General features: G+C 36.6%; 21 protein-coding genes. 10 read left to right on the top strand and 11 right to left on the bottom strand.

From position 1 onward, the window contains the following. Positions 1-2: 2 nt before the first annotated feature. Positions 3-794 carry an SDR family oxidoreductase gene (locus BLS98_RS12005; RefSeq protein ID WP_089736738.1) on the bottom strand — a complete coding sequence of 264 codons (792 nt, stop codon included), beginning with the start codon at positions 792-794 and terminating at the stop codon, positions 3-5. 479 nt (positions 795-1,273) lie between these two features. On the opposite strand from BLS98_RS12005, the gene BLS98_RS12010 reads away from it, so the two are divergent. From BLS98_RS12010 to pdeM, 5 genes are all read left to right on the top strand, one after another. Further along, positions 1,274-2,296 carry a ligase-associated DNA damage response exonuclease gene (locus tag BLS98_RS12010; RefSeq protein WP_089736739.1) on the top strand — a complete coding sequence of 341 codons (1,023 nt, stop codon included), beginning with the start codon at positions 1,274-1,276 and terminating at the stop codon, positions 2,294-2,296. Continuing rightward, a complete protein-coding gene (locus BLS98_RS12015) occupies positions 2,293-3,873 on the top strand; it encodes an ATP-dependent DNA ligase (protein WP_089736740.1) in 1,581 nt (526 codons plus the stop codon). The genes BLS98_RS12010 and BLS98_RS12015 overlap by 4 nt, the downstream gene beginning before the upstream one ends. Before the next feature lies 1 nt (position 3,874). After that, positions 3,875-6,325, top strand: a complete 2,451-nt coding sequence (locus tag BLS98_RS12020; protein ID WP_089736741.1) for a ligase-associated DNA damage response DEXH box helicase — start codon at positions 3,875-3,877, stop codon at positions 6,323-6,325. A gap of 142 nt (positions 6,326-6,467) precedes the next feature. Then, positions 6,468-7,070, top strand: a complete 603-nt coding sequence (locus BLS98_RS12025; protein WP_089736742.1) for a 2,3-bisphosphoglycerate-dependent phosphoglycerate mutase — start codon at positions 6,468-6,470, stop codon at positions 7,068-7,070. Positions 7,071-7,103: 33 nt separating this feature from the next. After that, positions 7,104-7,748 carry a ligase-associated DNA damage response endonuclease PdeM gene (gene pdeM / locus BLS98_RS12030; protein ID WP_228425247.1) on the top strand — a complete coding sequence of 215 codons (645 nt, stop codon included), beginning with the start codon at positions 7,104-7,106 and terminating at the stop codon, positions 7,746-7,748. A 52-nt stretch (positions 7,749-7,800) separates the two neighbouring features. Here the strand turns inward: pdeM and BLS98_RS12035 are convergent, their stop codons facing one another. Together BLS98_RS12035 and BLS98_RS12040 are read right to left on the bottom strand one after the other, a co-directional pair. Then, positions 7,801-8,358: a DUF4468 domain-containing protein gene (locus tag BLS98_RS12035; protein ID WP_089736744.1), complete on the bottom strand. Its 558-nt coding sequence runs from the start codon at positions 8,356-8,358 to the stop codon at positions 7,801-7,803. Next, positions 8,348-8,884, bottom strand: a complete 537-nt coding sequence (locus tag BLS98_RS12040; RefSeq protein ID WP_089736745.1) for a hypothetical protein — start codon at positions 8,882-8,884, stop codon at positions 8,348-8,350. Before BLS98_RS12040 ends, BLS98_RS12035 begins: the two co-directional genes overlap by 11 nt. Positions 8,885-9,081: 197 nt before the next feature. Here BLS98_RS12040 and BLS98_RS12045 point away from each other — a divergent pair, with 197 nt between their 5' ends. Next, on the top strand, positions 9,082-9,327 hold the full coding sequence (locus tag BLS98_RS12045) for a hypothetical protein (protein WP_089736746.1): 246 nt from the start codon (positions 9,082-9,084) through the stop codon (positions 9,325-9,327). A 298-nt stretch (positions 9,328-9,625) separates the two neighbouring features. Here BLS98_RS12045 and BLS98_RS12050 read toward each other — a convergent pair whose 3' ends face one another. From BLS98_RS12050 to BLS98_RS12060, 3 genes are all read right to left on the bottom strand, one after another. Further along, positions 9,626-10,849, bottom strand: a complete 1,224-nt coding sequence (locus tag BLS98_RS12050) for an MFS transporter (protein WP_089736747.1) — start codon at positions 10,847-10,849, stop codon at positions 9,626-9,628. Positions 10,850-10,949: 100 nt separating this feature from the next. After that, complete coding sequence (locus tag BLS98_RS12055) at positions 10,950-11,903, bottom strand: nitrilase family protein (protein ID WP_089736748.1); 954 nt, start codon at positions 11,901-11,903, stop codon at positions 10,950-10,952. Positions 11,904-11,966: 63 nt separating this feature from the next. Continuing rightward, positions 11,967-12,764 (bottom strand): helix-turn-helix domain-containing protein, encoded by a 798-nt coding sequence (locus BLS98_RS12060; RefSeq protein WP_089736749.1) that lies wholly within the window; start codon positions 12,762-12,764, stop codon positions 11,967-11,969. Positions 12,765-13,189: 425 nt separating this feature from the next. Between BLS98_RS12060 and BLS98_RS12065 the strand changes: the two genes are divergently transcribed. Next, complete coding sequence (locus BLS98_RS12065; protein ID WP_089736750.1) at positions 13,190-13,696, top strand: pyridoxamine 5'-phosphate oxidase family protein; 507 nt, start codon at positions 13,190-13,192, stop codon at positions 13,694-13,696. A 51-nt stretch (positions 13,697-13,747) separates the two neighbouring features. On the opposite strand, the gene BLS98_RS12070 is transcribed toward BLS98_RS12065, so the two are convergent. The 3 genes from BLS98_RS12070 to BLS98_RS12080 all read right to left on the bottom strand — a co-directional run bounded on the left by BLS98_RS12070 (position 13,748) and on the right by BLS98_RS12080 (position 15,460). Then, entirely contained in the window at positions 13,748-13,981 is a 234-nt protein-coding gene (locus tag BLS98_RS12070) for a thioredoxin family protein (RefSeq protein ID WP_089736751.1), read from the bottom strand. Positions 13,982-13,984: 3 nt separating this feature from the next. Next, positions 13,985-14,869, bottom strand: a complete 885-nt coding sequence (locus BLS98_RS12075; protein ID WP_089736752.1) for a dihydrodipicolinate synthase family protein — start codon at positions 14,867-14,869, stop codon at positions 13,985-13,987. Positions 14,870-15,004: 135 nt separating this feature from the next. Then, positions 15,005-15,460 carry a cupin domain-containing protein gene (locus tag BLS98_RS12080; protein WP_089736753.1) on the bottom strand — a complete coding sequence of 152 codons (456 nt, stop codon included), beginning with the start codon at positions 15,458-15,460 and terminating at the stop codon, positions 15,005-15,007. A gap of 100 nt (positions 15,461-15,560) precedes the next feature. Here BLS98_RS12080 and pdxR point away from each other — a divergent pair, with 100 nt between their 5' ends. Next, a complete protein-coding gene (gene pdxR, locus BLS98_RS12085; protein WP_089736754.1) occupies positions 15,561-16,991 on the top strand; it encodes a MocR-like pyridoxine biosynthesis transcription factor PdxR in 1,431 nt (476 codons plus the stop codon). 325 nt (positions 16,992-17,316) lie between these two features. Here the strand turns inward: pdxR and BLS98_RS12090 are convergent, their stop codons facing one another. After that, positions 17,317-18,453, bottom strand: a complete 1,137-nt coding sequence (locus BLS98_RS12090) for an Atu1372/SO_1960 family protein (protein WP_089736755.1) — start codon at positions 18,451-18,453, stop codon at positions 17,317-17,319. Positions 18,454-18,537: 84 nt separating this feature from the next. On the opposite strand from BLS98_RS12090, the gene BLS98_RS12095 reads away from it, so the two are divergent. Next, on the top strand, positions 18,538-19,326 hold the full coding sequence (locus tag BLS98_RS12095) for an AraC family transcriptional regulator (protein ID WP_228425153.1): 789 nt from the start codon (positions 18,538-18,540) through the stop codon (positions 19,324-19,326). 111 nt (positions 19,327-19,437) lie between these two features. Here BLS98_RS12095 and BLS98_RS12100 read toward each other — a convergent pair whose 3' ends face one another. Beyond that, a complete protein-coding gene (locus tag BLS98_RS12100) occupies positions 19,438-20,322 on the bottom strand; it encodes a DMT family transporter (RefSeq protein ID WP_089736757.1) in 885 nt (294 codons plus the stop codon). Positions 20,323-20,417: 95 nt separating this feature from the next. On the opposite strand from BLS98_RS12100, the gene BLS98_RS12105 reads away from it, so the two are divergent. Beyond that, positions 20,418-21,839, top strand: coding sequence for an aminotransferase-like domain-containing protein (locus BLS98_RS12105; protein WP_089736758.1), 1,422 nt, complete (start codon positions 20,418-20,420; stop codon positions 21,837-21,839). Positions 21,840-21,846: the final 7 nt, after the last annotated feature.

The following is a 21,846-nucleotide window of genomic DNA, read 5'->3' on the forward strand; positions in this document are numbered from 1 at the left end:
CATTAACTTTTTGCAGTCCAGGCTTCAGCCTGCAGTTGTTTTACAAAATCTTCAGTTTCCTTTGGATGTACGTTTCTGAAGTTTGAATGATCATCCAGAACTACATCTACAATACAATCTGCCATCGATTGAGGATCAAGCTGATGAGCCAATGATTCTGAAGCTCCATCAAATGCTGATAAAGGGGTGAAATTATTTTCAGGGTCATACCAACGGAAAATTGAATCTACTCCACGATCATTGAAACCTGTGCCAAATATTCCAGGATTACAAGTTGCTATTTTGATATTGAATGGTGCTAATTCAGTTTTTAAACCTTCAGCAATAGAACCCATAGCATGCTTTGAAGCGCAATAAGCCGCAACATAAGGAACCGTCCACAATTCTCCCATAGAAGTTGTGAATACAATTTTCCCGGGTTTCTTTTGATCGATAAACTTTTTAATGAATCCCTGGGCAAGCTCAAGTCCTCCAAACACATTCACATCAAACATAGAACGGATCAGATCAATAGGCTGCTCAGCAATAGGTCCGCCTTCCATAATTCCTGCATTGCTTACAAGAATATCAATATCGTATTTTTCATGAATATATGCCAGATCCCTTGGGTTGGTTACATCAAGTTTATCAACAGTCAGATCTATTCCCTGTTCTTTTGCTTCACGAATTAAATCACTCATTTGAGGATAAACCTGTGTAGTAGCAATTACCTTATGTCCTTTTTTAGCAAGATCAAATGCGGCAATCTTTCCGAATCCACTTGCCGCTCCTGTAATTAGAATTGTTTTACTCATTGTATTTTCTTTTTAATGATGATACAAATTTCAAAGATTTCCGGCAGGATAATATTGGTGAGAAGTTCAATGTTTTATTGCTCAGAAGTTCACGATAGATTAATACAGGTTTGGAATTATTAAAGTTTTTTTCTTGGATAAACGCAAATGCACAGAGTTTTTATTTAAAAAGGCACAAGAAAATACAAGATTTTCAGCAATCGTACGCTTATTTTTTTGGCATAAATACTGTTTAGATTTCTCCAAAATGACAAATATTCTATTATTCATAAAGAGTAATTATTTGTGCATTCGTGGCAATTATTAAACGGTATTCAATTTTATCACAGATAAAATCTTTGCGCCTTAAAAACACAACCTTATGAAAACCTTAGCGTCCTTGCGTTTTCCAACAATAAAACCTTAAGTTACAATAAAATCAACAGTTTATCGTAAATTGGTTAAGTTTTTGAAGCATTTTATCCAAATCCATCACACCCTTGAAGCTAATCACATTAACCCAAAAAGGAATTTACTGTCCACAGGGAAAGTTCTATATAGATCCCTGGCGGCCCGTAGACATGGCTGTCATTACTCACGGACATGCCGATCATGCCCGTTGGGGAATGAAGAAATACCTTTGCCATCATTTTACCAAACCTATCCTCTACCAAAGAATCGGAATAGACATTGAATGTCAAGGAGTTGAATATGGTGAAACGATAATTCTCAACGGTGTAAAAGTTTCTTTACATCCTGCCGGGCATATTATTGGTTCAGCCCAGATACGATTAGAATACAAAGGATTTGTAACCGTTGTTTCCGGAGATTATAAAGTTCAGGATGATGGTCTCAGTACCCCTTTTGAACTCGTGAAATGCAATGAATTTGTTACAGAAAGTACTTTCGGACTTCCCATTTATAATTGGCTGGAAGTGGATGATTTAAATAAGAAACTTCAGAATTGGGTATTAAAGAATCAGGAAAATAACAAAACTTCAGTGTTTATCGGTTATTCTCTTGGAAAAGCTCAGCGGATTATGAAAGCCGTGGAGGGATTGGGTAAAATATATGTTCATGAGTCTATTGGAAAATTAAATGAAGCCTTTGAAACCGTGGGAGTTGCTCTTCCGGAATATACTGTTGCGGATTTCAGAGAACGTCCGAAAGAAATGGAACACGAAATTGTGATTGTTCCTCCTGCTTTGCTGGACAGTAATATTATCAAAAAGATTCCTGATCCAGCCACTGCAATATGTTCAGGCTGGATGCAGGTTCGCGGAGCAAGAAGATGGCGAAGTGCCGATGCAGGTTTTGCCATGAGTGACCATGCTGACTGGAAAGGATTATTACAAACTGTAAAAGCAACAGAAGCAGAGATTGTACATGTTACCCATGGACAGACGGAGATTTTTTCCAAATATCTGAATGAGATTGGAATGAAAGCAGATGTTATAGAAACGCTGTTTGGCGAAGATGAAGAAGTATCAGAACAGGAAACCTTTGAAAATCCGAAGCCATGAGACATTTTGCAGACCTTATCAATGCTTTGGAAACAACCAATAAAACCAATGCTAAGATTGATGCTATTATTGATTATCTGGAACGCGCTCCGGATGAAGATAAAGTGTGGTTTATTGCTTTGTTTACGGGGAAAAGACCCAAAAGAAATGTCAATACCAACATAATGAAGGAATGGGCTTTGGAAATCACAGGGCTTCCCTTCTGGCTCTTTCAGGAAAGCTATTCTTCTGTGGGTGATCTTGGGGAAACCCTTTCGTTGATTCTCCCACCACCACAGGAAAAAATTGAACGAAGTCTTTCCCAATGGATGAAAGATATTGTTGATTTAAAGGATAAAAAAGAAACAGAAAAGAAGGATTTTGTGCTGTCTTCATGGAATGGTCTGGATTATACGGAGCGTTTGATTTTCAATAAATTAATTGGGGGAAGTTTTAGGATCGGAGTATCTGATAAGACTCTGATTAATGCATTAACCAAATTTTCCGGACAGGAATCCAGTACGTTGACCCACAGTTTAATGGGGAAATGGCAGCCTGGTGAAGTCTCATTTAAAGAATTAATCTCAGCAGAAAATATCAATCCTGATAATTCCAAACCTTATCCGTTTTGCCTTGCCTATCCTTTGGAAAAAGAGCTTGAAACGCTTGGACAACCCGATGAATGGCTGATAGAATACAAATGGGATGGCATCCGCGGACAGATCATCCGAAGAAATGATGAAGTATTTATATGGTCGAGAGGTGAAGAGCTTGTTACAGAGCAATTTCCGGAGATCACTCAAGCTGTAATGGCGATGAAAGGCAATTTTGTTTTGGATGGAGAAATACTTGCGATAAAAGAAGGTAAGGTTTTAAATTTTAATGAATTACAGAAAAGATTAAATAGGAAAACTTTAACTAAAAAAATGCTTTCTGAAATTCCAATTGAAGTATTTGCCTACGACTTATTGGAACTGGAAGGCCATGATTTGAGAGAAAAACCCATTTCTGCAAGAAGAGCCCTGCTGGAAGAATTATTATTGAATGAAAATCCTGAAAATATAAAGCTTTCCAAGAGTATAGATTTTGAGAAATGGGAAGAACTAAATGAAATCCGGGAAAACTCAAGAAGTATAAACAGTGAAGGACTGATGCTGAAACAGAAAAACTCACCTTACCATGCGGGACGGAAAAAAGGTGATTGGTGGAAATGGAAAATTAATCCTTTTACCATTGATGCCGTTCTGATTTATGCCCAAAAAGGCAGTGGCAGACGAAGTGCTTATTACACAGACTATACTTTTGCCGTGAAAAATGAAGACAAATTAGTCACCATTGCGAAAGCGTATTCAGGATTAACAGATAAGGAAATTATGGAGGTCAGTAAATTTGTAACGAAGAATGCCATTGAGAAATTTGGTCCTGTACGAACTGTAAAAGCAGAATTAGTTTTTGAAATTGCCTTTGAAGGAATAGGATTCAGTAACCGTCATAAAAGCGGTGTAGCCCTTCGGTTTCCAAGAATCGTAAGATGGCGGAAAGATAAGACCGTAGACGAGATTGATACACTTGAAGAAATCAAAAAATTAATACAATAACATGGCAGCCTTTGAACATACCAACGGATTTACGATCATTCAGCAATGGATGAAGGATAAAGGCATTTCCCCTTTTAAATTTCAGATAGATACATGGAAGAAATTTGGAAGTGGATATAGCGGTATGGTAGTGGCTCCCACAGGATTCGGGAAAACTTTTTCTGTTTTTTTAGCATTGATCTCAGACTTTTTAAACCATCCAGATAACTATAAAAAGGGATTAAAAATGATCTGGATTACTCCGCTCCGTTCTTTGTCTAAGGATATTGCGAAGGCAATGCAGGAAGCCATGGATGAGATTGGGCTTGATTGGGCTGTTGGAGTAAGAAACGGAGACACAGATCCTAAAGTAAGACAGCAGCAGGTTAAAAAGATGCCTGAAATTCTGGTGGTAACTCCGGAAAGTCTTCATCTTTTACTGGCTCAGAAAAATCATGAAACTTTCTTCAGGGATATGAAATGTGTGGTGGTAGATGAGTGGCATGAATTATTAGGCTCAAAACGAGGTGTCATGGTTGAGCTTGGAATATCACAGCTCAGAAAGTATGTTCCGAAACTTCAGATCTGGGGCATTACGGCTACGATTGGAAATCTGGATGAAGCCATGGATGTTTTGATTCCATATGAGATTAAAAAAACAAAAATCACGGCCAAAGAACATAAAAAGATTGATATTATTCCGGTTTTTCCTGATGAAGTTGAAATATTACCGTGGGCAGGACATCTTGGGCACAAGCTTGCGGATAAAGTAGTTCCCATCATCCTTGAATCGAAATCTACCATTGTTTTTACCAATACCCGAAGCCAGAGTGAAATGTGGTATCAGTTACTGCTGGATGCTTATCCTGATTTTGCAGGACAAATTGCCATTCATCACAGTTCCATTGATGCCCATTTAAGAATATGGATTGAAGAAAATCTAAGTTCCGGAAAATTAAAAGCCGTTGTTTCCACCTCATCATTAGATCTGGGAATAGATTTTAAACCTGTGGATACGGTCATTCAGATTGGCTCGGCAAAAGGAGTGGCAAGATTTCTTCAAAGGGCTGGTCGTAGTGGGCACTCCCCTTTTGAAACCTCTAAAATCTATTGCGTTCCTACCCATTCATTGGAATTAATAGAGGTTTCTGCTTTAAAAGAAGCGGTAAAACAGAAAGTTGTTGAACCAAGGGAACCCCAGGTTTTGTGTTTCGATGTTTTGGTGCAGTTTCTCATGACTTTAGCTGTTGGAAACGGTTTTTATCCTGATGAAGTCTATGAAAGGATCAAAAAAGTATATGCTTTCCAGGAAATGATGGCTGAAGAATGGAAAAGTATTCTTGAGTTTCTGACTATTGGCGGAAGTGTTTTAAAAAACTATGAAGAATTCCATAAAATTGTGATTATGGAAGATGGTTTATACAAAGTAACTTCCCGGAAAATAGCCATGCTTCACCGGATGAATATGGGGGTAATCGTAAGCGATGCCATGCTCAAAGTTAAATTTATTTCCGGTGGTTATGTAGGTATGATTGAAGAATACTTTATTTCCAAACTGAAAAAGGAAGAAAAGTTTATTCTGGCAGGAAGAACCCTGGAAGTTGCTATGATTAAGGACATGACGGTTTATGTAAGATCTACCAAAGGAAAAGCTCTGGTACCAAGTTATCTGGGTGGAAGACTGCCTTTGAGTTCCAATCTTGGACATTTTTTAAGAGAAAAACTTTCGCATGCCTTAAGTCCAAAAGCTTCGGAAAAAGAACTGAAATTCTTACATCCGCTATTGAGTAATCAGGAAGAAAACTCTCACATTCCTCAGGAAGATGAATTTCTGGTGGAAATGATTAAAAATCGTGAAGGCTATCATCTTTTCATGTATCCATTTGAAGGCCGTCTGGTACATGAAGTAATGGCCGCGTTAATCGCGTACCGGATTTCAAAACTGGCTCCTATTTCTTTTTCCATGGCGATGAATGATTATGGATTTGAATTGTTCAGTGATAAGGAAATTCCGTTGAATGAAGAAAACTTAAATAAGATATTAACCAGGGACAACCTGATGAATGATGTGATTGCCAGTATCAATTCAGCAGAAATGGCAAGACGGAAATTCAGAGATATTGCAGTGATCTCAGGAATGGTGATTCAAAATTATGCAGGCCAGCAGCGTTCCAATAAATCATTGCAAAGCTCAGCCGGCCTTATTTTTAAAGTGCTGGAAGATTATGACTCCAATCATTTTCTAATCAAACAGGCCTATACCGAAGTTTTTAATATGCAGCTTCAGGAACAGCGACTCGTAGAAGCCTTTAAAAGAATTGAAAAATCTACAGTGATTGTAAAACATTCCAGTTCTTTTACGCCGTTAAGCTTTCCCATCAAAGTAGACAGTTTGAGACAGACCCTTTCCAGTGAAGGATTGGATGCCAGAATTAAAAGAATGCTGAAACTTTCCAATATATCAGATATTTGATTTGAAAAGACTTTCCAATGAATTGGAACTACCATTTAATAGTATTGTTCGCCTAATATTCTGACCGAAATTTCTTGATAAGTTTAAATAATCGCCGTAACTTAGAGTATAGCTTTCAGAAAGCTAAAATAAAAAATACATAATGGCAAAATTATTTTTAGTCCGTCATGGACAGTCACTCTGGAATCTTGAAAACAGATTCACCGGATGGCAGGATATCGATATTACAGAAACAGGAATTGAAGAAGCAAAAAATGCAGGAATTGCCTTAAAAAAAGAAAAAATAGACATTGCCTTTACTTCAGTCTTACTCAGAGCTAAACATACCCTTTCCATCATTCTTGATGAAATTGGAAAACCCAATATTCCCATTGTTATGGATAAAGCGCTGAATGAGCGTTCGTATGGAAATCTTGAAGGTCTCAATAAAGCAGAAACCGCCCTGAAATACGGAGAAGAACAGGTTCATACCTGGCGCAGGTCTTTTGATGTGGTTCCACCGGGTGGAGAAAGCCTTAAAGATACTTATAACAGAGTGATTCCCTATTTTGAAAAAGAGATCGCTCCTTTGTTGAAGAAAGGTGAAAATGTATTGATCGTTGCTCATGGAAATAGCCTTCGTGCCCTTATCATGTATCTGGAACATTTATCCCCTGAAGAAATCCTGGAAAAAGAAATTGCAACCGGAATTCCGATTACTTATATCTTTGATGAAAATTTTCATGTAAGCAGAAGAGAACCTTAAACGTTAACCCCAAAACTTTGAACTAATTTGTCTGTGTTTATTGCTACCAAAGAAATCATCATTCGAAATGAGGCTTTTATTCTTACCAATCAGCGTGCTGTATTCTGGAAAAAAGAGAAAGCTTTACTCCTTTCTGATCTTCACATCGGAAAGACCGCTCATTTTCGAAAAAACGGTATTGCACTGGCGAATCATATCATGAAAAGTGATTTGGAAAGGCTATCTGTACTGATTGAGTATTTTCAGCCGGAAAAATTTATTGTGGTGGGCGATCTGCTTCATGCCGGTGATAATTCTGATGTGGATGAGTTCTGCCAATGGAGAAATCAGTATCCTGATTTACAATTTTATCTTATTGAGGGAAATCATGACCGCATTTCAGAGTCTTTGGAGAAAAAGCTTTACCTGGATTTTAAAGAATCTCTATTGGAGTTGGGAGCGTTTACTTTGATCCATGATTTTGATAAAGAAAAATCCGGTTTTCAGATCACAGGCCATATTCATCCAGGAATTGTTTTAAATTCTGCTGTGAAAAGCATCAGGCTTCCCTGTTTTGCCCTTAGTGAAAACCAGCTGTTACTTCCGGCCTTCAGTGAATTTACAGGTTTGGATACTAAAAATCTCCCTAAGAAAAGTACGTTTTTTGTGTTTACGGATGAAGGGATTTATGAGGTATGAGTTTTTTTATAGAACAAAAGGAATCAATACAATTTCTTTTGCTTATTATTAGTTACCAGTCGTTACTTGTTTCATGCTTTTTGACCATTGCTTCTTTTAATCCAGATATAATAAGCTGAACTCTATCATTAGTTTTTTCTTTAATATCTGTCCATGCTTTTTTTCCAGGTCCACCTCTACTTGGGTTTGGTGAGTTTTCATTGACAGTTAACAATCCGTAATTAATAGGTCTTGACCCATCAAAATAGGAGCCTTCATGCACTAAATTATGAATCACATATTTGTAACGACCATCTTTCAAATAAATATTAATTTTGAAATGGATTGTTCCAGTTACACACCAAACTCCCATATATATTTTGTTAGTGTTGTATCTAAAATTTCCATTTCCAGTAATTTCGCCAGTGCTATCATCTTGTATGGTCATAACTTCCCCTTCATCTTTGAAATTATCAGCAAACCATGATCTAGCCCTATTGTATAGTTCTTTTTTACTTACAGTAGAATCTACTTGTACAACTTCTTCATATTTTAACTCCTGAGAAAATACTACTATAGAAAACAAGGTAAATATTAGAGCTATTAAGCTTTTTTTTGATTTATATTCCATATTCCGCAGTTGAAATGTTTACTTTGTAATATTCTGAAGTAAATACCAGCCTTATGCTTACAAGTCCTACCTTATAAAAACATATGTAAGTTTCTTTTGGATTTATTTTGTTTTGTTCTAGGTATTTCAATAAATGATCAAATGATATAAAAGAAACTGTTTCATTTCCTGCTTCATTTATGCTGAAATTTTTTTGTGGTTTTGTACTGCCATAGTTCATTTGTACGTTATCATCCATCCAGAATTTCAATAAATCACCTGATTTAACCAGTATAGAATAGCTTACAATACCTCTATCACTATTATTAATTAATATTTCTGAATTTTCATCATGAAATTTTGTTATATATGATATCGTCTTGAAATTATTGAAATCTATAATCTTGTCCATCTTAAGGTCATATTTACTAATAGCTGTATAATCCTTAAGAGTAATTATAGACAATACGTCACTTAATTTTAAATTAACTTGGGCAGACGCTGCAATTGAGAAAAACACCAACGTAACAATTAACAATTTTTTCATGTATTAATTTTCCCACAAATATATAAATATAAGCTATTTACAATTAACGGTTTCCCGTAAATCTTTAGTTATAGCAGGTTTAACAGAAATTTCAATTAAGAGATTTCTGTTATGTTTTAAATTAATAAATGCATAAAATAAATAGTGAAATATTATAGATTAATAGTATTTTTACCACTTAATATAAAACAATTACTATGAAAAAACTAATCATTTTAGCTGCAAGTACAGTTATTGTATTTTCTCTAAGTTCATGCTCTGACCGGGATGAAAATGTTACTCCGCAAGAGTCAGCTATGAAAAATGGTACAAATTTAAACAAACAAGGAATAAAAGTAAATTCTACTAAAGCAGAATCATCTACTTCTAAACTTACACCACCCATCCAAGGTGATAATCCAGACGAGACAATTGATCCAACAAAACCGGACAGACCAAGATAGTAAGGTTATATCATTAGCTTAGTCGAATCAACTTGTTGATTTCTTCTTTGCTCCCTAAAAATAGAGCATTAAGATAATAGAACTTTGCGTCAGATTAAAAATAGAAAAGGGCAGATCATTGATCTGCCCTTTTCATAAAACCTCACTGCATACACTTACCTCAATCTTACGTTTTGGTTTTATATTTTTTTAATGCGTGCTATTGACCACCCCATCAAAAATTCTTTGAATTTTTGCCACCCCTCCTCCGGAGTGGAATGTTTGTACCTTCAATTGGGATATTAGGCAAGGTTGAATATTAGTTTACTTTTTTGCTTAAACGAATACTGATGATGGTTATTAAGACTGTAATCACTAAGAATAAAGCACCAATCCACGGAGTACTTCCCAATCCTAATGATGATGTTACAATAAGCCCACCTGCATAAGATCCAATGGCAATACCGATATTAAAAGCAGCAATATTAATTCCTGATGCTACATCTTCCGTTCCGGGAAGTTCCTTTTCAGCAATCTGTACCACTAAAAGCTGAAGCCCAGGAACCGTTGCAAAAGAAAGTGCTCCTAAAAAGAACAACGTAATAATACTTAAAACCGGACTGCTTACCGTAAAATAAAAGGCCAATAATGTTAATCCCTGAGCCGCAAACATCCATAAAAGAGCCTTCAAAGGGTTTTTATTGGCTACTTTCCCACCAATCAGGTTTCCTAGCGCAATCGCAATACCATATATCAACAGGATAAAAGTGACTGTAGACTCCTGAAATCCTGTTATTTTCTGTAAAATCGGAGACAGATACGTGAATACTACAAATGTTCCTCCATAACCAGTAGCAGTCATTAAAAAAGCAAAGATCAAGCGTTTATTCCCTAATACTTTGAACTGACTTTTGATAGATGCTGTTTTTCCGTTCTTTAAATTGTTTGGAACCAATAATAAACTTGCCACCAAACCTATCATTCCAAGAATAGAAACTCCAATGAAAGTAGCTCTCCATCCAAAATGTTGTCCTATAAAAGTTCCTAATGGTACTCCTGTTACAATGGCCAGTGTAAGTCCGGCAAACATAATGGAAATAGCGGTTGCCCTTTTCTCCTCCGGAACCAATGATGCTGCAATAGTAGAGCCAATGGAAAAATAAACACCATGCGCAAATCCGGTTAATATTCTGGCCAGAACCAGCGTGATAAATCCTGGAGCAATAGAAGCCAATCCGTTTCCGATGACAAATAATAACATAATGGAAACCAAAAGCATTTTACGGGGAATTTTCCCTGTGAGTGCTGTTAAAATAGGAGCTCCGATAGCAACTCCTATGGCATAAAGGCTTACCAGTAAACCTGCTGACGGAATCGTAATCCCAAGATCACCCGCAACAGTAGGAAGAAGACCTACAATCACAAATTCTGTAGTGCCTATTCCAAAGGCACTGATGGTAAGTGCCCATAAAGCTGCAGGAAGCCTTTTGCTTTTTACACTTCCTGTTGCAGCATTAATTTGTATTTCTTTTTGATAATTCATTGCATTGTAATTTTGTTGATGTTGACAATGCAAATTTCCGATGAATAATTGTATTATAAAAATTATTTAAATTGTGTTAAATTATCAGAATAATGATAGTTTAATTTTCTTTCTCATTCAACCACACCACTTTTTGTATGGATGAATGGTCTTTCCCAATGATGTCTTTATAAAGTTCCGGCCGTCTTGCATTCAAATATCTGTGCCCTCCTGCCTGAGTAAGTTTTTCGGGAACGATAACCGCCGACTCAAAACTGTCTTCAAATGATTGGCACTCTGCAATGACGTCTCCAAAAGGATCAATAATCATCGAACAGCCGTTCTTAAGCTGATCATCATCCATTCCAATAGGATTTGAAAAAACAATATAAGCTCCATTGTCGTAAGCCCTTGCCGGGAGCCATTTCATCAACCAATCTCTCCCTTTCATTCCGTTAAATTCCAGACGTAAAGACGTAGGATCTTCTACCCTATTTTCCCATAGTTGAGGATCTACAAAACCAGCACCTGGCCTTGTGGAAGGCGTACACATGGTAACATGAGGCATAAAAATAATATCTGCTCCCAAAAGTTTGGTGGCTCTTACATTTTCAATAATATTGTTGTCATAGCAGATCAGAATGCCGCATTTCCAGCCCAGAATTTCAAAGACACAGTATTCATTCCCTGGAGTAAGATGGGGATTGATAAAAGGGTGAAGTTTTCTGTACTTGGCTTTCAATCCTGTTTCATCTACACATACATAAGCTTTGAAGAGATTGTTGTTTTCATCCTTTTCAAAAAGCCCGGCCAGAATAACAATTTGGTATTGTTTAGCAATTTGCTGTAGTCTTTGGATACTTTCTCCTTCAGGAATAAGTTCTGCAATATCAAGCAGTTGATCTTTGGAAAGGTTTCGGGCAAAAGTATATCCTGTAATGGAACATTCGTGAAAAGCAATGACATCAGAGCCTTCTGAGGAAGCTTTTTGGGCCAGTTTTTCTATAACTCCCAGGTTATATTCTTTATCGCCACTCTTGTTTTCAAATTGTGCGGTTGAAATTTTAATATTCATTCTTTTTTTCAGCAAATCTAGGTCAGCCTGCCAAAGAAAAATTGTATAAAACCGACATAAGAATTACAGCTCAATGAAGTTGACTGCCATTTTATTTTCAGTATTGGCATACTGTCCGGGAGTAAGTCCTACATTCTTTTTAAATTCTCTAATCAGATGGGATTGATCCGAATATCCGGCATGATAAGAAAGAGCAGTCATATTTTCATGACTGATACCTTGATTCATAAGGCTTAAAAAATAATGAAGACGGATAATATTAGTATATTTTTTAGGAGAAATTCCAAGATAATCATCAAACTTTCTTTCCAGATGTCGCTCAGAATATCCTGTGAAATTTTCCAAGTCTTTGGATGATACAGAACCTTTGTGCTGAAGAATATGTTGTTGAATAGCTGCTATAAGTTGATAATCAGATCCAATTTCTTTTGATATAAACTGAGTGAAAAAGATATTCAAATCATCAATAACTGTTAACGGATTCGTTTTATTAAAAAGACTTTCCTGAAAAGGGGTGAACTTGTCCTTTATTACATCTTCCACAGAAATAATCTGATTTTTAACTTCTTTTGCAGAAGTCTTCAAAAGCATATTTAAGAAATAAGGTTGAAAAACCACTGCTATAAAGGAAAAACTACCTTTTGAATAAAAATCTTTATAGCTGTTCAGTGTCCCATAAAAAAAAGAAGCTGGTATATGCTCTTCCGAATGATGAGAAAACAGATTCGCATTGGCAGATAAAATCAATCCGCTACTGCCATCAGTAAACAATCTGACGTTCTTTATATCGTTTCCTTTGTTTTCCAGAATGATATAATGCCGAATGAAGGGTGCCAGATGTTTTGGAGGTGAAATCTGCATGGTCAAATGTACATAAATTTTTTGCCACAGATACTACAGATTTTTATGGGTTTATTATTAGCCACAAATGCACGAATAAAAAATCATTCGTGCATTCGTGGCGTTTAAAATAATATCATTTTGATCAAAGATTTCGCAGAATATTAAACCATTAAGATTCTAATACCTTCAGGAAGTAGTTTCCCTATTCTTATCCTCTTAAAAATCTTAGTGGTTCAAATATCCTGCATTCAATTAATAGAAGATCAAATAAACCATACAATAAAAGAATCTGTGCCTTTATGTTTTGCAACACTCCTATCAAAACTTAAAGGGAGACAACATATTTTTATCCCATTTGGTAAGGTATTTGAATATTTTACTACAATGAATTCTATTTCTGTGGAATTTTTCACTATTCAACCAATCACTTAAAATATAATAATATGTCAACACAAAATCTCACCCATCTAGAAGCGATCAGAAAGATCAAAGAACTGTCGGAAAATGCAAAAATATGTATGTTCTGTACAGAATTGGAAACGGTACCAGTCAATTCACGTCCTATGACGTTACAGGAAACAGATGACAGCGGTAACCTTTGGTTCATTAGTAGTGGAACCAGCAACAAGAATTTTGAAATAAAAGAAGACCGGCGGGTACAACTATTCTTCATGAACAATAAAGATTCTCAATACCTTTCAGTATATGGAAAAGCTTCTGTTTATAAGGATAGGGAAACAATAGAAGAAAAATGGTCTCCGTTGGCTAAAGCCTGGTTTGATGGGAAAGATGATCCCAATGTTACGATTATCCGTGTAGAGCCTAAAGAAACCTACTATTGGGATACCAAAGCGGGAAAACTGGTCAGTCTCTTTAGTTTTGTTGCGTCAGCAATAACAGGTCATAAAACTAATAATTCTGACGGCGTAGAAGGAAATGCTATAATTTAAAAAATAATCAACGGCTCAATGTATTGAGCCGTTGATACAAGATTAATAATACTAATTTTTTACCTCTTCAATAGATGCTCCAAAATTAATATGAAGAACATTTCCGTTAGGTGTTATTAAAGCAGGGACAGATTTTACACCTGCCTTTTCTGCGTCTTTAATTTTACTTTTTTCATGACCCAAGTGGATAATTTCAACATTCTCTAATCCTATAAGATTTACAATGTCATGTTCTGCACTAATGCATACAGGACATCCTGCATGATAAAAAATGGACTTTTTCATAAGTTAATTGATAAGGGTTTTAATGATATTTTTTAATTCTTCTGTTTCTTTTTCATGTAATGGCTTTAATGGACTTCTTAAATTCCCGCCGTCTTCACCAAGAATATTCAACCCTGATTTCACAGCTCTTGGCAATCCTTTGTTGACAATGAATTTTAAAAGATCAAACTGTTTATAGAAAATAGATTTTGCTTTCTCAAGATTACCTTCTTCTACGGCATTGTAAAGACTGATAGTAAGCTCAGGGATAAGATTGGGTGCTGCAGTACACCAGCCTCTTGCTCCAGCAGAAAATGCAGCAAGAGCCAAAGGATTTGAACCATTATAAAAAGCCACCTCTTCTCCCAGTTCTTTTCTTAAATAATGCATCCTCTGAATATCTCCTGTACTTTCTTTGATCATGGTAACATTAGGAATTTCAAGCAGTCTTTTTAATAGAGAGGGAGACATGTCTACTCCACTTGTTGTCGGATTATTGTAAGCCATAATTGGAATAGAAATTTTTTGGGCAACAGCATCATAATGGGCAACAATTTCGTCATCTGTAAGTTTCCAATAGCTCATCGGAATGATCATCACAGCATCAGCTCCTGCTTTCTCCGCAAATTGGGCATGATGAATCGTTTTCTCTGTGGTAAGATTGGAAACCCCAACAAGAGTTGGAATTCTTCCGTTTACCTGTTGTAAAGTAGCTTCTGTAACCTCTTCCTTTTCTTCATCAGAGAGATAAGGCATTACCCCTGTGCTTCCCAAAGGAGCAATCCCATGGCTTCCGGAAGTGATTAACCTTTCTACTAAGTGTTTGAAAAGAGAAATATCTACTTTTTCATTTTCATCGAAAGGCGTTATAGGATAAGCGATAATCCCCTTAAATGGAACATTTTTCATGTTTTACTTGTTTAATAATTATAAATAATTTGTAGTAAATAGTTTAACCCATCAAGAGAGATGTAAGCTTAAATAAAATTTCAATTGAAAAAGAAAATCAGCCAAAATGGTCTCTAATAGTTAAACGCATAAGTATTAAAGGTCTCTACCCTCTTCTTCCCTCAGGGCTACTCCTAAATTCTGAAGCTGTGGAGCATTTTCGCAGGCAATATATTTGGCAGGTTCCGTATCACTCAGATTCTGGTGCTTATGCCATGCCCATGATGGAATATAAACGGCATCTCCCGTTTCCCAATGCACTCTTTCATCTTCCACTTCTGTCCATCCTTTTCCTTCAAGTACAAACAATACGGTTTCATAAGTGTGACGATGTCTGTTGGTTTGTTGTCCCGGAAGTAATCCGCCAATCGTCATGCTAACATTTTTACTGGGAAGATCCACAAAGAAAACCGGGTGTTTCCTTTCTGTTGAAAACTGATTGTGTTCCCCTGCATTTTCTACATTTTTATGAATTAAATGAGCTGGTTTTACATACTTTGGTCTTGCATACGTTTCGTGAAAGTCTTTTGAACTGAACTGTTTTTTGTCCATGATTTTAAAATTTAAAGATTCTGTGCTTTATTGCATGACAAAATTATTTTATATTTGGACTGTTTAAATGATTCAGTTTTTATATAAATAGATAGTCCAGATGTTAAGACCTTGGAAATTAGAATTCGAAATTGATAAAAAGCTTGATAAAGCAGTTTATTTACAAATAGCAGATACCATTATTGCAGATATCCGCTCCGGAAGATTGAAACCCAGTGATACCCTTCCTGGCAGCCGGAATCTTGCCACTATGCTGAAAATCAATAGAAATACGGTGGTTGAAGCTTATCAGGTTTTAATGAATGAGGAATGGGTGATTTCTAAGGAGAGAAAAGGAATTTTTGTTTCGGATCAGCTTCCTGCTTTACACGAAAATAGAACTGAAAGGCTATCCGATGCTTTGGACCACCCCGTGATAACCCATGGTGCAATAGTTAATTTTGATGATGGTCATCCGGACAGTAAAATAGCTCCGGTAACAGAACTGGCAAGAGCCTACCGCCAGATCTTCGGCATCAAAGCAAAATGGCAGATGATGGGCTATGGAGATGAACATGGAGATATAGAATTTCGGAAAATGATCTCTCAAATGTTGAATCATCAGCGAGGAATGCAAATTAACGAACAGGAAATATCCATTACAAGAGGAAGTCAAATGGCTATGTTTCTGACCGCTCAAAGTCTTTTAACTTCTGGAGATTATGTTATTGTAGAAGATCCTGGTTATCAGCCGGCATGGCAGGCCTTTGAATATTCGGGAGCTCAGCTTCTTCCTGTTTCTGTGGATGAAGAAGGAATTAATGTACAGGCTATTGAAAAACTTTTATCTCAGCATAAAAACATCAAAGCAATCTATATTACACCTCACAGGCAGTATCCAACAATGGTTACTTTAAGTTTATCGAGACGTTTAAGGCTGATAGAACTAGCCAATCAGCATCATATAACGATCATTGAGGATGATTACGATAATGAATTTCATTTCGGTTACCGCCCTATTCTTCCTCTTTCAAGTTTTCCGGAATTGAATTATTATGTATATGTGGGAACTCTAAGTAAGGTGGTTGCTCCAGCATTGAGAATTGGATATCTGGCCACTAAAAATCAGGATTTATTACAAAAAATCGGAAGCTTAAGAAAGATCATTGATGTGCATGGAGATGTTATTATGGAGCAGGCCGTTTTGCAACTTATTAAAGAAGGAGCGGTAAAAAAACACATCAGAAAAGCAACGGCTCATTATAAAAGCAAAAGAGATTTCGTATATAACCTTTTAAATAAGTACATGAAAGATCTCGCTCATTTTACCTTACCTGAAGGTGGATTGGCATTTTGGATTGTTCCAAAAACAATACTTGATTGGGATAAAGCTACTTCATTATTATTGGAGAAAAACATTAAGATCATCCATCCAAAGCAATACAGCCGAAATCATGTCAACGGTTTCAGATTAAGCTATGGTTCTGTTTCAGAAGAACAATTGGAACAAAGTATACAGATTATTGCGGAAGTCTTTACCCAGCTTTCTTAATAAGATTCTCGCAGATTCCGGAAATAACGCAGATCTTATCAGTTTGCTTAGTAACTGATAATTTTTCACTCACAATCATCTGTTCAATCAGCAAGATCCGCGAGAAATTAAAAAAAATCTACAGGTTTTATCTGTTTCCTTTTCCATTATTATCTGTGTTAATCCATGAAGATCTATGGTTAAAAAAATCTGCTTAATCAGCAAAATCAGCGTGATATTAAATAATCTCCCAACAAAGCATAAAAATAGCGCAAATATTAATCTATTTGCGCTATTAATTTATTATATATTTTCCAGTGAGATCTGTGAGATCCACGGGAAAAATTTACTCCACTTCAAAAACAGCCTGAATCTCCACTGAAGAATTCACAGGAATAGAAGATGCCCCAAATGTTGCTCTTGCATGCTTTCCTTTATCTCCAAAAACCTCTGCCGTAAGATCAGAAGCTACATTCATCAGATCAGCATGTTTGGTATAATCATCCTTTGTATTGAATATTCCAGTAAGCTGTACACATTGTTTTACTCTGCCCAGATCACCACCAACTGCTTCATTAAGCACTGAAAGGACATTCAGCATAGTCACTTTGGTGGCATCTTTTACCTGTTGTTCATTAACATCTACTCCTAATTTTCCGGCATTGAAAATTTTTCCATCCTTTAAAGCCACTTGGTTGATGAACACAAGGTTTCCTGAACGTACAAAGGGTTGATAATTTCCAGCAGGTTTAGGAACTTGTGGAAGAACAATATTTTTCTGTTTTAAAACTTCATTAAAATTCTGATGATTTTCAACGATGGCAGCTGTTCTTTTCGGACGTGTCTCTTTTAAAGCTAACGATACTTTTGCAAAATTCTTCCCTTGAAGTTCTGCCAAAGATCTCTCTCCTTTTGTTGGACGTTCAACATCTTTCAGAGAAGCCATAGTTGTGATTCCTAATACCGAATTTCCTTGTGGAATAGCTTTGTTAAGCTCTTCAGTACCACGAATTCCATTAGAAACTAAAATCATTCCGTGTACAGCAAGACTATTCCAGAATGCCTGAAGTGCCAGTTCTTTTCCTGCACCGCTTCCTGCAGACATGAATACAGTTGCCGGAACTCCTTCCAAAGCATGATTTGTCCAAAGTTGAACGGTTTTAGATAAAAATTCACTCATTCCGGTACTGATGTTTCCGAAATAAACAGGGGATCCGAAAGCAATTCCATCATAATTAGGAAGCTCATCTACGGTTGCAATAGGTAAGCTTTTCAGGTTAGGATTCTGTGATGGTTTTACCAGTTTGATATAAGAAGTTGCGTTGTTCTCACTCTCAATACCTTTGGCAATTTCTTTGGCCAGTTCGTAGGTACCACCATTATCTGAATGGATAAGAACCAGTATTTTAGCTTTATTTTGTGCCATAATCTGTGTGGTGTTAAATAGTAAAATTAAGATAAAAAAAGAACATATTTTTTTCATTCTGAACAGGATATAAATTAATATTACAAAATTAATACTGTCGTTTTTATTAAATTTGCCAAAAAATATATACAAAACGACAGTATGAAATGTGGACTGATTGAAAAAACACAGAGCCAGTTTGTAGACACCATCGAGAAAGAAGCTTACGTATGGCTTGAAAAAGACTGGAAACACGACGACTACGAACATGTTCACAAACGTGCCCAACTAACGTTTGTGGAAGATGGTTATCAGTATTTTCACATTGATCAGAAAATTTATCTGGTTCCACAGCATCACGTGATCTGGGTTCCTTCCGGAAAAGCTCATAAAATTACTTCCGAAGCCAAAACGGTTAATCTGATGGTTTTTCTATTCAAATCTGTTTTTGAGGAAGGATTTTATCAGAATGTTCATGTATTTGCTGTTCCGCCGGTTTTAAAAGAAATGCTGCTCTATGCTTCAAAATGGAACCAATCTTTGGATGAAAACGAAGAACAGGATATTTTCTTTAAAGCAATTCTGAAAAGCCTTCCTAACTTCTGCAAAGAAAGCAACGGGCTTGAAATTCCTATTCCTAAAGATACAAGGCTGATTCCTGTCTGTAATGATATCAATGCCAATTTTAAATATAATCTGGATATTGATTCCCTTGCAGCCAAAGCACAAATGTCAGTACGCAGCCTTCAGCGAAATTTTAAAAATGAAACTGGAATTACCTTACAAAAATACCTTCAACTGACCAGAATATTAAAAAGCATTGAGCTGATTGATACCCAACAATACACTTTAAGCGAGGTGGCTTATAAGGTAGGTTATCAAAGTTTATCGGCCTTTACTTCATCGTATTTTGCTGTGATGAAAGCTAAACCTAAGATACATAAAGCCTAAGAATTATTCAACCCATATCTTGTTGAAAGAACATTACTGTATAAAATAGCAAAAACCCGCTTTCATTGATGAAAACGGGTTTACAACTTATAATAAATGGGGTGTTAATGCCTATTTTGCAAATCTTTTAGTACCTACAACACATAGAATAACTCCAACTGTAATACCAAGCATTCCAATACTTACCTGCTCATGAAGAAGATAGGCTGCCAAAGCAAGCCCAAAAAACGGTTGTAATAGCTGAAGCTGTCCTACCGTGGTAATTCCACCCTGTGCCAATCCTTTATACCAGAATATAAACCCGATAAACATACTGAACAGGGAAATATACCCTAATCCGAACCATCCTTTAAAGCTTATGGACTCAACATTGGAAGGAAAATAAATAAAAAATAAAGGGAGCATAATAGGTAAAGATATAACCAGAGCCCATGAAATTACCTGCCATCCGCCCAATGTTTTAGAAAGTTTTGCTCCTTCTGCATAACCCATTCCACACAAAATGATGGCAATAAGCATTAGAATATCTCCGATGGGAGAAGCTGAAATTCCCTGAGAAAAAGCATAACCAACAACTAAGAGGCTTCCAATTACAGAGAAGATCCAGAATACTGGGTGTGGTTTCTCTCCGCCACGGAAAACTCCGAAAATAGCAGTAGCCAAAGGTAACATTCCTAAAAATACAATGGAATGAGCAGAAGTGAGGTATTGCAATGCCAATGAGGAAAGCAAAGGAAATCCTATGACACACCCTATAGCAACCAGAACAAGAGAAAATAGCTGATTTTTGGCCGGACGTTTTTCTTTATAAATCAATAAAACGGAAAGTGCTAAGATTCCTGCAATCACTGCGCGGGCAATGGTTGCAAATATAGGATCCATTTCCATCACTGCAAGTTTGGTAGCAGGCATAGAACCACTGAAAAGCAATACGCCTATGAACCCATTGATCCATCCGCTTACAGCCTGGTCTTTTGAAATAGTATTTGTCATCATTTTGATAAGCTTTTAATTATGAGGACAAAATTAAAGAGGAAAAATAAACAAACACAGTATCAGTTTTGTATATTTGCATGAGCACAGTTAAAAAAATGAGTAAAGAATTTTTATACACAGAAATTGCAGACGGTATTGCCTCCCAGATCAGAGGCGGAGTATTAAAGGCGGGAGATAAGCTCCCTTCTGTAAGAATGCTATGCAATGAACACCAGGTAAGCATGAACACCGCTAAACGGGTCTTCCTGGAACTGGAATCTCAATCTCTTGTAGAATCTAAGCCACAATCCGGCTATTTTGTAAGCCAATTGTTGTCTGTAAAGCTTCCGTTGCCTGAAGTGAGCCGCCCTTCTTTGATAGCCAATAATGATGAACCTGATGAATTGATCAGTAAAGTCTATGAAAATATGGGTAAAAAGGACATCACTTTCTTTTCCATTGGAATTCCATCAGGAGATCTTCTTCCTCAAGCCAAGCTTAAAAAAGAGATTGTACATGCGATAAGAGAATTAAAGGAAGACGGAACAGAATACGAAGAGCTGCAAGGAAATCTGAAACTGAGAAGAATGATTGCCGTACGCTCATTACAATGGGCCGGAAATCTTCATGAAAATGACCTGATTACTACAAACGGTGGTATGAATGCCCTCTCTTTCTGTTTAATGGCCTTAGGTAAACCAGGCGATACCATCGCTATTGAAAGCCCTTGTTATCCGGGGATTCTTCAATTAGCCAATGGATTAGGGCTGAAAGTGCTGGAATTACCCACCCACCCAACAACCGGAATAGAAATTGAGGCTTTCAAAAAACTGATCCCAAAAATTGATCTGTGTCTGTTGATTCCTAATTTTAATTCCCCATTGGGAAGTTGTATGCCGGATGAGAATAAGAAAGAAATTGTAAAAATCCTTTCAGAAAATAATATTCCGTTGATTGAAGATGATGTGTATGGAGACCTTTATTTTGGCTCTACCCGTCCTAAATGCTGCAAATCTTTTGATAAAGATGGAAATGTACTCTATTGCAGCTCTATTTCAAAAACATTGGCCCCGGGATATCGTGTAGGCTGGATTGCGCCTGGAAAATATAAAGAAAAGATTTTAAAGCTTAAACTTTTACATTCTACTTCTTCCATATCCATTGTGAATGAAGCTGTTGCAAACTTCCTGAAGTCCGGAAGGTATGAAAAGCACCTTCAGCAACTTAGAAAGACATTACAGAGTAATTATCAGAATTACGTACAAACCATTGCTGAATATTTTCCGGAAGGAACCAAAACCAGCCGTCCGCAAGGTGGATTGTCCTTATGGGTAGAATTTGATAAGAAAATCCGAACTACAGAGCTGTATGATCTTGCTATTAAACAGAATATAAGTATTGCGCCTGGAAGAATGTTTACTTTTCAGGATCAGTTTGAAAACTGTATGAGACTTTGTATCGGGCTTCCTTGGTCAGAAGATACACAGGCTAAGCTCAAGCAGGTTGGGCAGCTTGCTAAAAAGATTTATTTAAGGTAAGGAAGAT

Origin of the sequence: Chryseobacterium jejuense (assembly GCF_900100075.1) — a bacterium.
Classification (GTDB): Bacteria; Bacteroidota; Bacteroidia; order Flavobacteriales; family Weeksellaceae; genus Chryseobacterium; species Chryseobacterium jejuense.

Bases quoted from the DNA above. Each gene is read 5' to 3' on its own strand.
- BLS98_RS12005 (WP_089736738.1), bottom strand. From the start codon at position 794: ATGAGTAAAACAATTCTAATTACAGGAGCGGCAAGTGGATTCGGAAAG.
- pdxR (WP_089736754.1), top strand. From the start codon at position 15,561: ATGTTAAGACCTTGGAAATTAGAATTCGAAATTGATAAAAAGCTTGAT.
- BLS98_RS12060 (WP_089736749.1), bottom strand. From the start codon at position 12,764: ATGCAGATTTCACCTCCAAAACATCTGGCACCCTTCATTCGGCATTAT.
- BLS98_RS12015 (WP_089736740.1), top strand. From the start codon at position 2,293: ATGAGACATTTTGCAGACCTTATCAATGCTTTGGAAACAACCAATAAA.
- BLS98_RS12095 (WP_228425153.1), top strand. From the start codon at position 18,538: ATGAAATGTGGACTGATTGAAAAAACACAGAGCCAGTTTGTAGACACC.
- BLS98_RS12025 (WP_089736742.1), top strand. From the start codon at position 6,468: ATGGCAAAATTATTTTTAGTCCGTCATGGACAGTCACTCTGGAATCTT.
- BLS98_RS12065 (WP_089736750.1), top strand. From the start codon at position 13,190: ATGTCAACACAAAATCTCACCCATCTAGAAGCGATCAGAAAGATCAAA.
- BLS98_RS12070 (WP_089736751.1), bottom strand. From the start codon at position 13,981: ATGAAAAAGTCCATTTTTTATCATGCAGGATGTCCTGTATGCATTAGT.
- BLS98_RS12100 (WP_089736757.1), bottom strand. From the start codon at position 20,322: ATGATGACAAATACTATTTCAAAAGACCAGGCTGTAAGCGGATGGATC.
- BLS98_RS12050 (WP_089736747.1), bottom strand. From the start codon at position 10,849: ATGAATTATCAAAAAGAAATACAAATTAATGCTGCAACAGGAAGTGTA.
- BLS98_RS12040 (WP_089736745.1), bottom strand. From the start codon at position 8,884: ATGAAAAAATTGTTAATTGTTACGTTGGTGTTTTTCTCAATTGCAGCG.
- BLS98_RS12020 (WP_089736741.1), top strand. From the start codon at position 3,875: ATGGCAGCCTTTGAACATACCAACGGATTTACGATCATTCAGCAATGG.
- BLS98_RS12075 (WP_089736752.1), bottom strand. From the start codon at position 14,869: ATGAAAAATGTTCCATTTAAGGGGATTATCGCTTATCCTATAACGCCT.
- BLS98_RS12090 (WP_089736755.1), bottom strand. From the start codon at position 18,453: ATGAAAAAAATATGTTCTTTTTTTATCTTAATTTTACTATTTAACACC.
- BLS98_RS12080 (WP_089736753.1), bottom strand. From the start codon at position 15,460: ATGGACAAAAAACAGTTCAGTTCAAAAGACTTTCACGAAACGTATGCA.
- BLS98_RS12105 (WP_089736758.1), top strand. From the start codon at position 20,418: ATGAGTAAAGAATTTTTATACACAGAAATTGCAGACGGTATTGCCTCC.
- BLS98_RS12035 (WP_089736744.1), bottom strand. From the start codon at position 8,358: ATGGAATATAAATCAAAAAAAAGCTTAATAGCTCTAATATTTACCTTG.
- BLS98_RS12045 (WP_089736746.1), top strand. From the start codon at position 9,082: ATGAAAAAACTAATCATTTTAGCTGCAAGTACAGTTATTGTATTTTCT.
- BLS98_RS12055 (WP_089736748.1), bottom strand. From the start codon at position 11,903: ATGAATATTAAAATTTCAACCGCACAATTTGAAAACAAGAGTGGCGAT.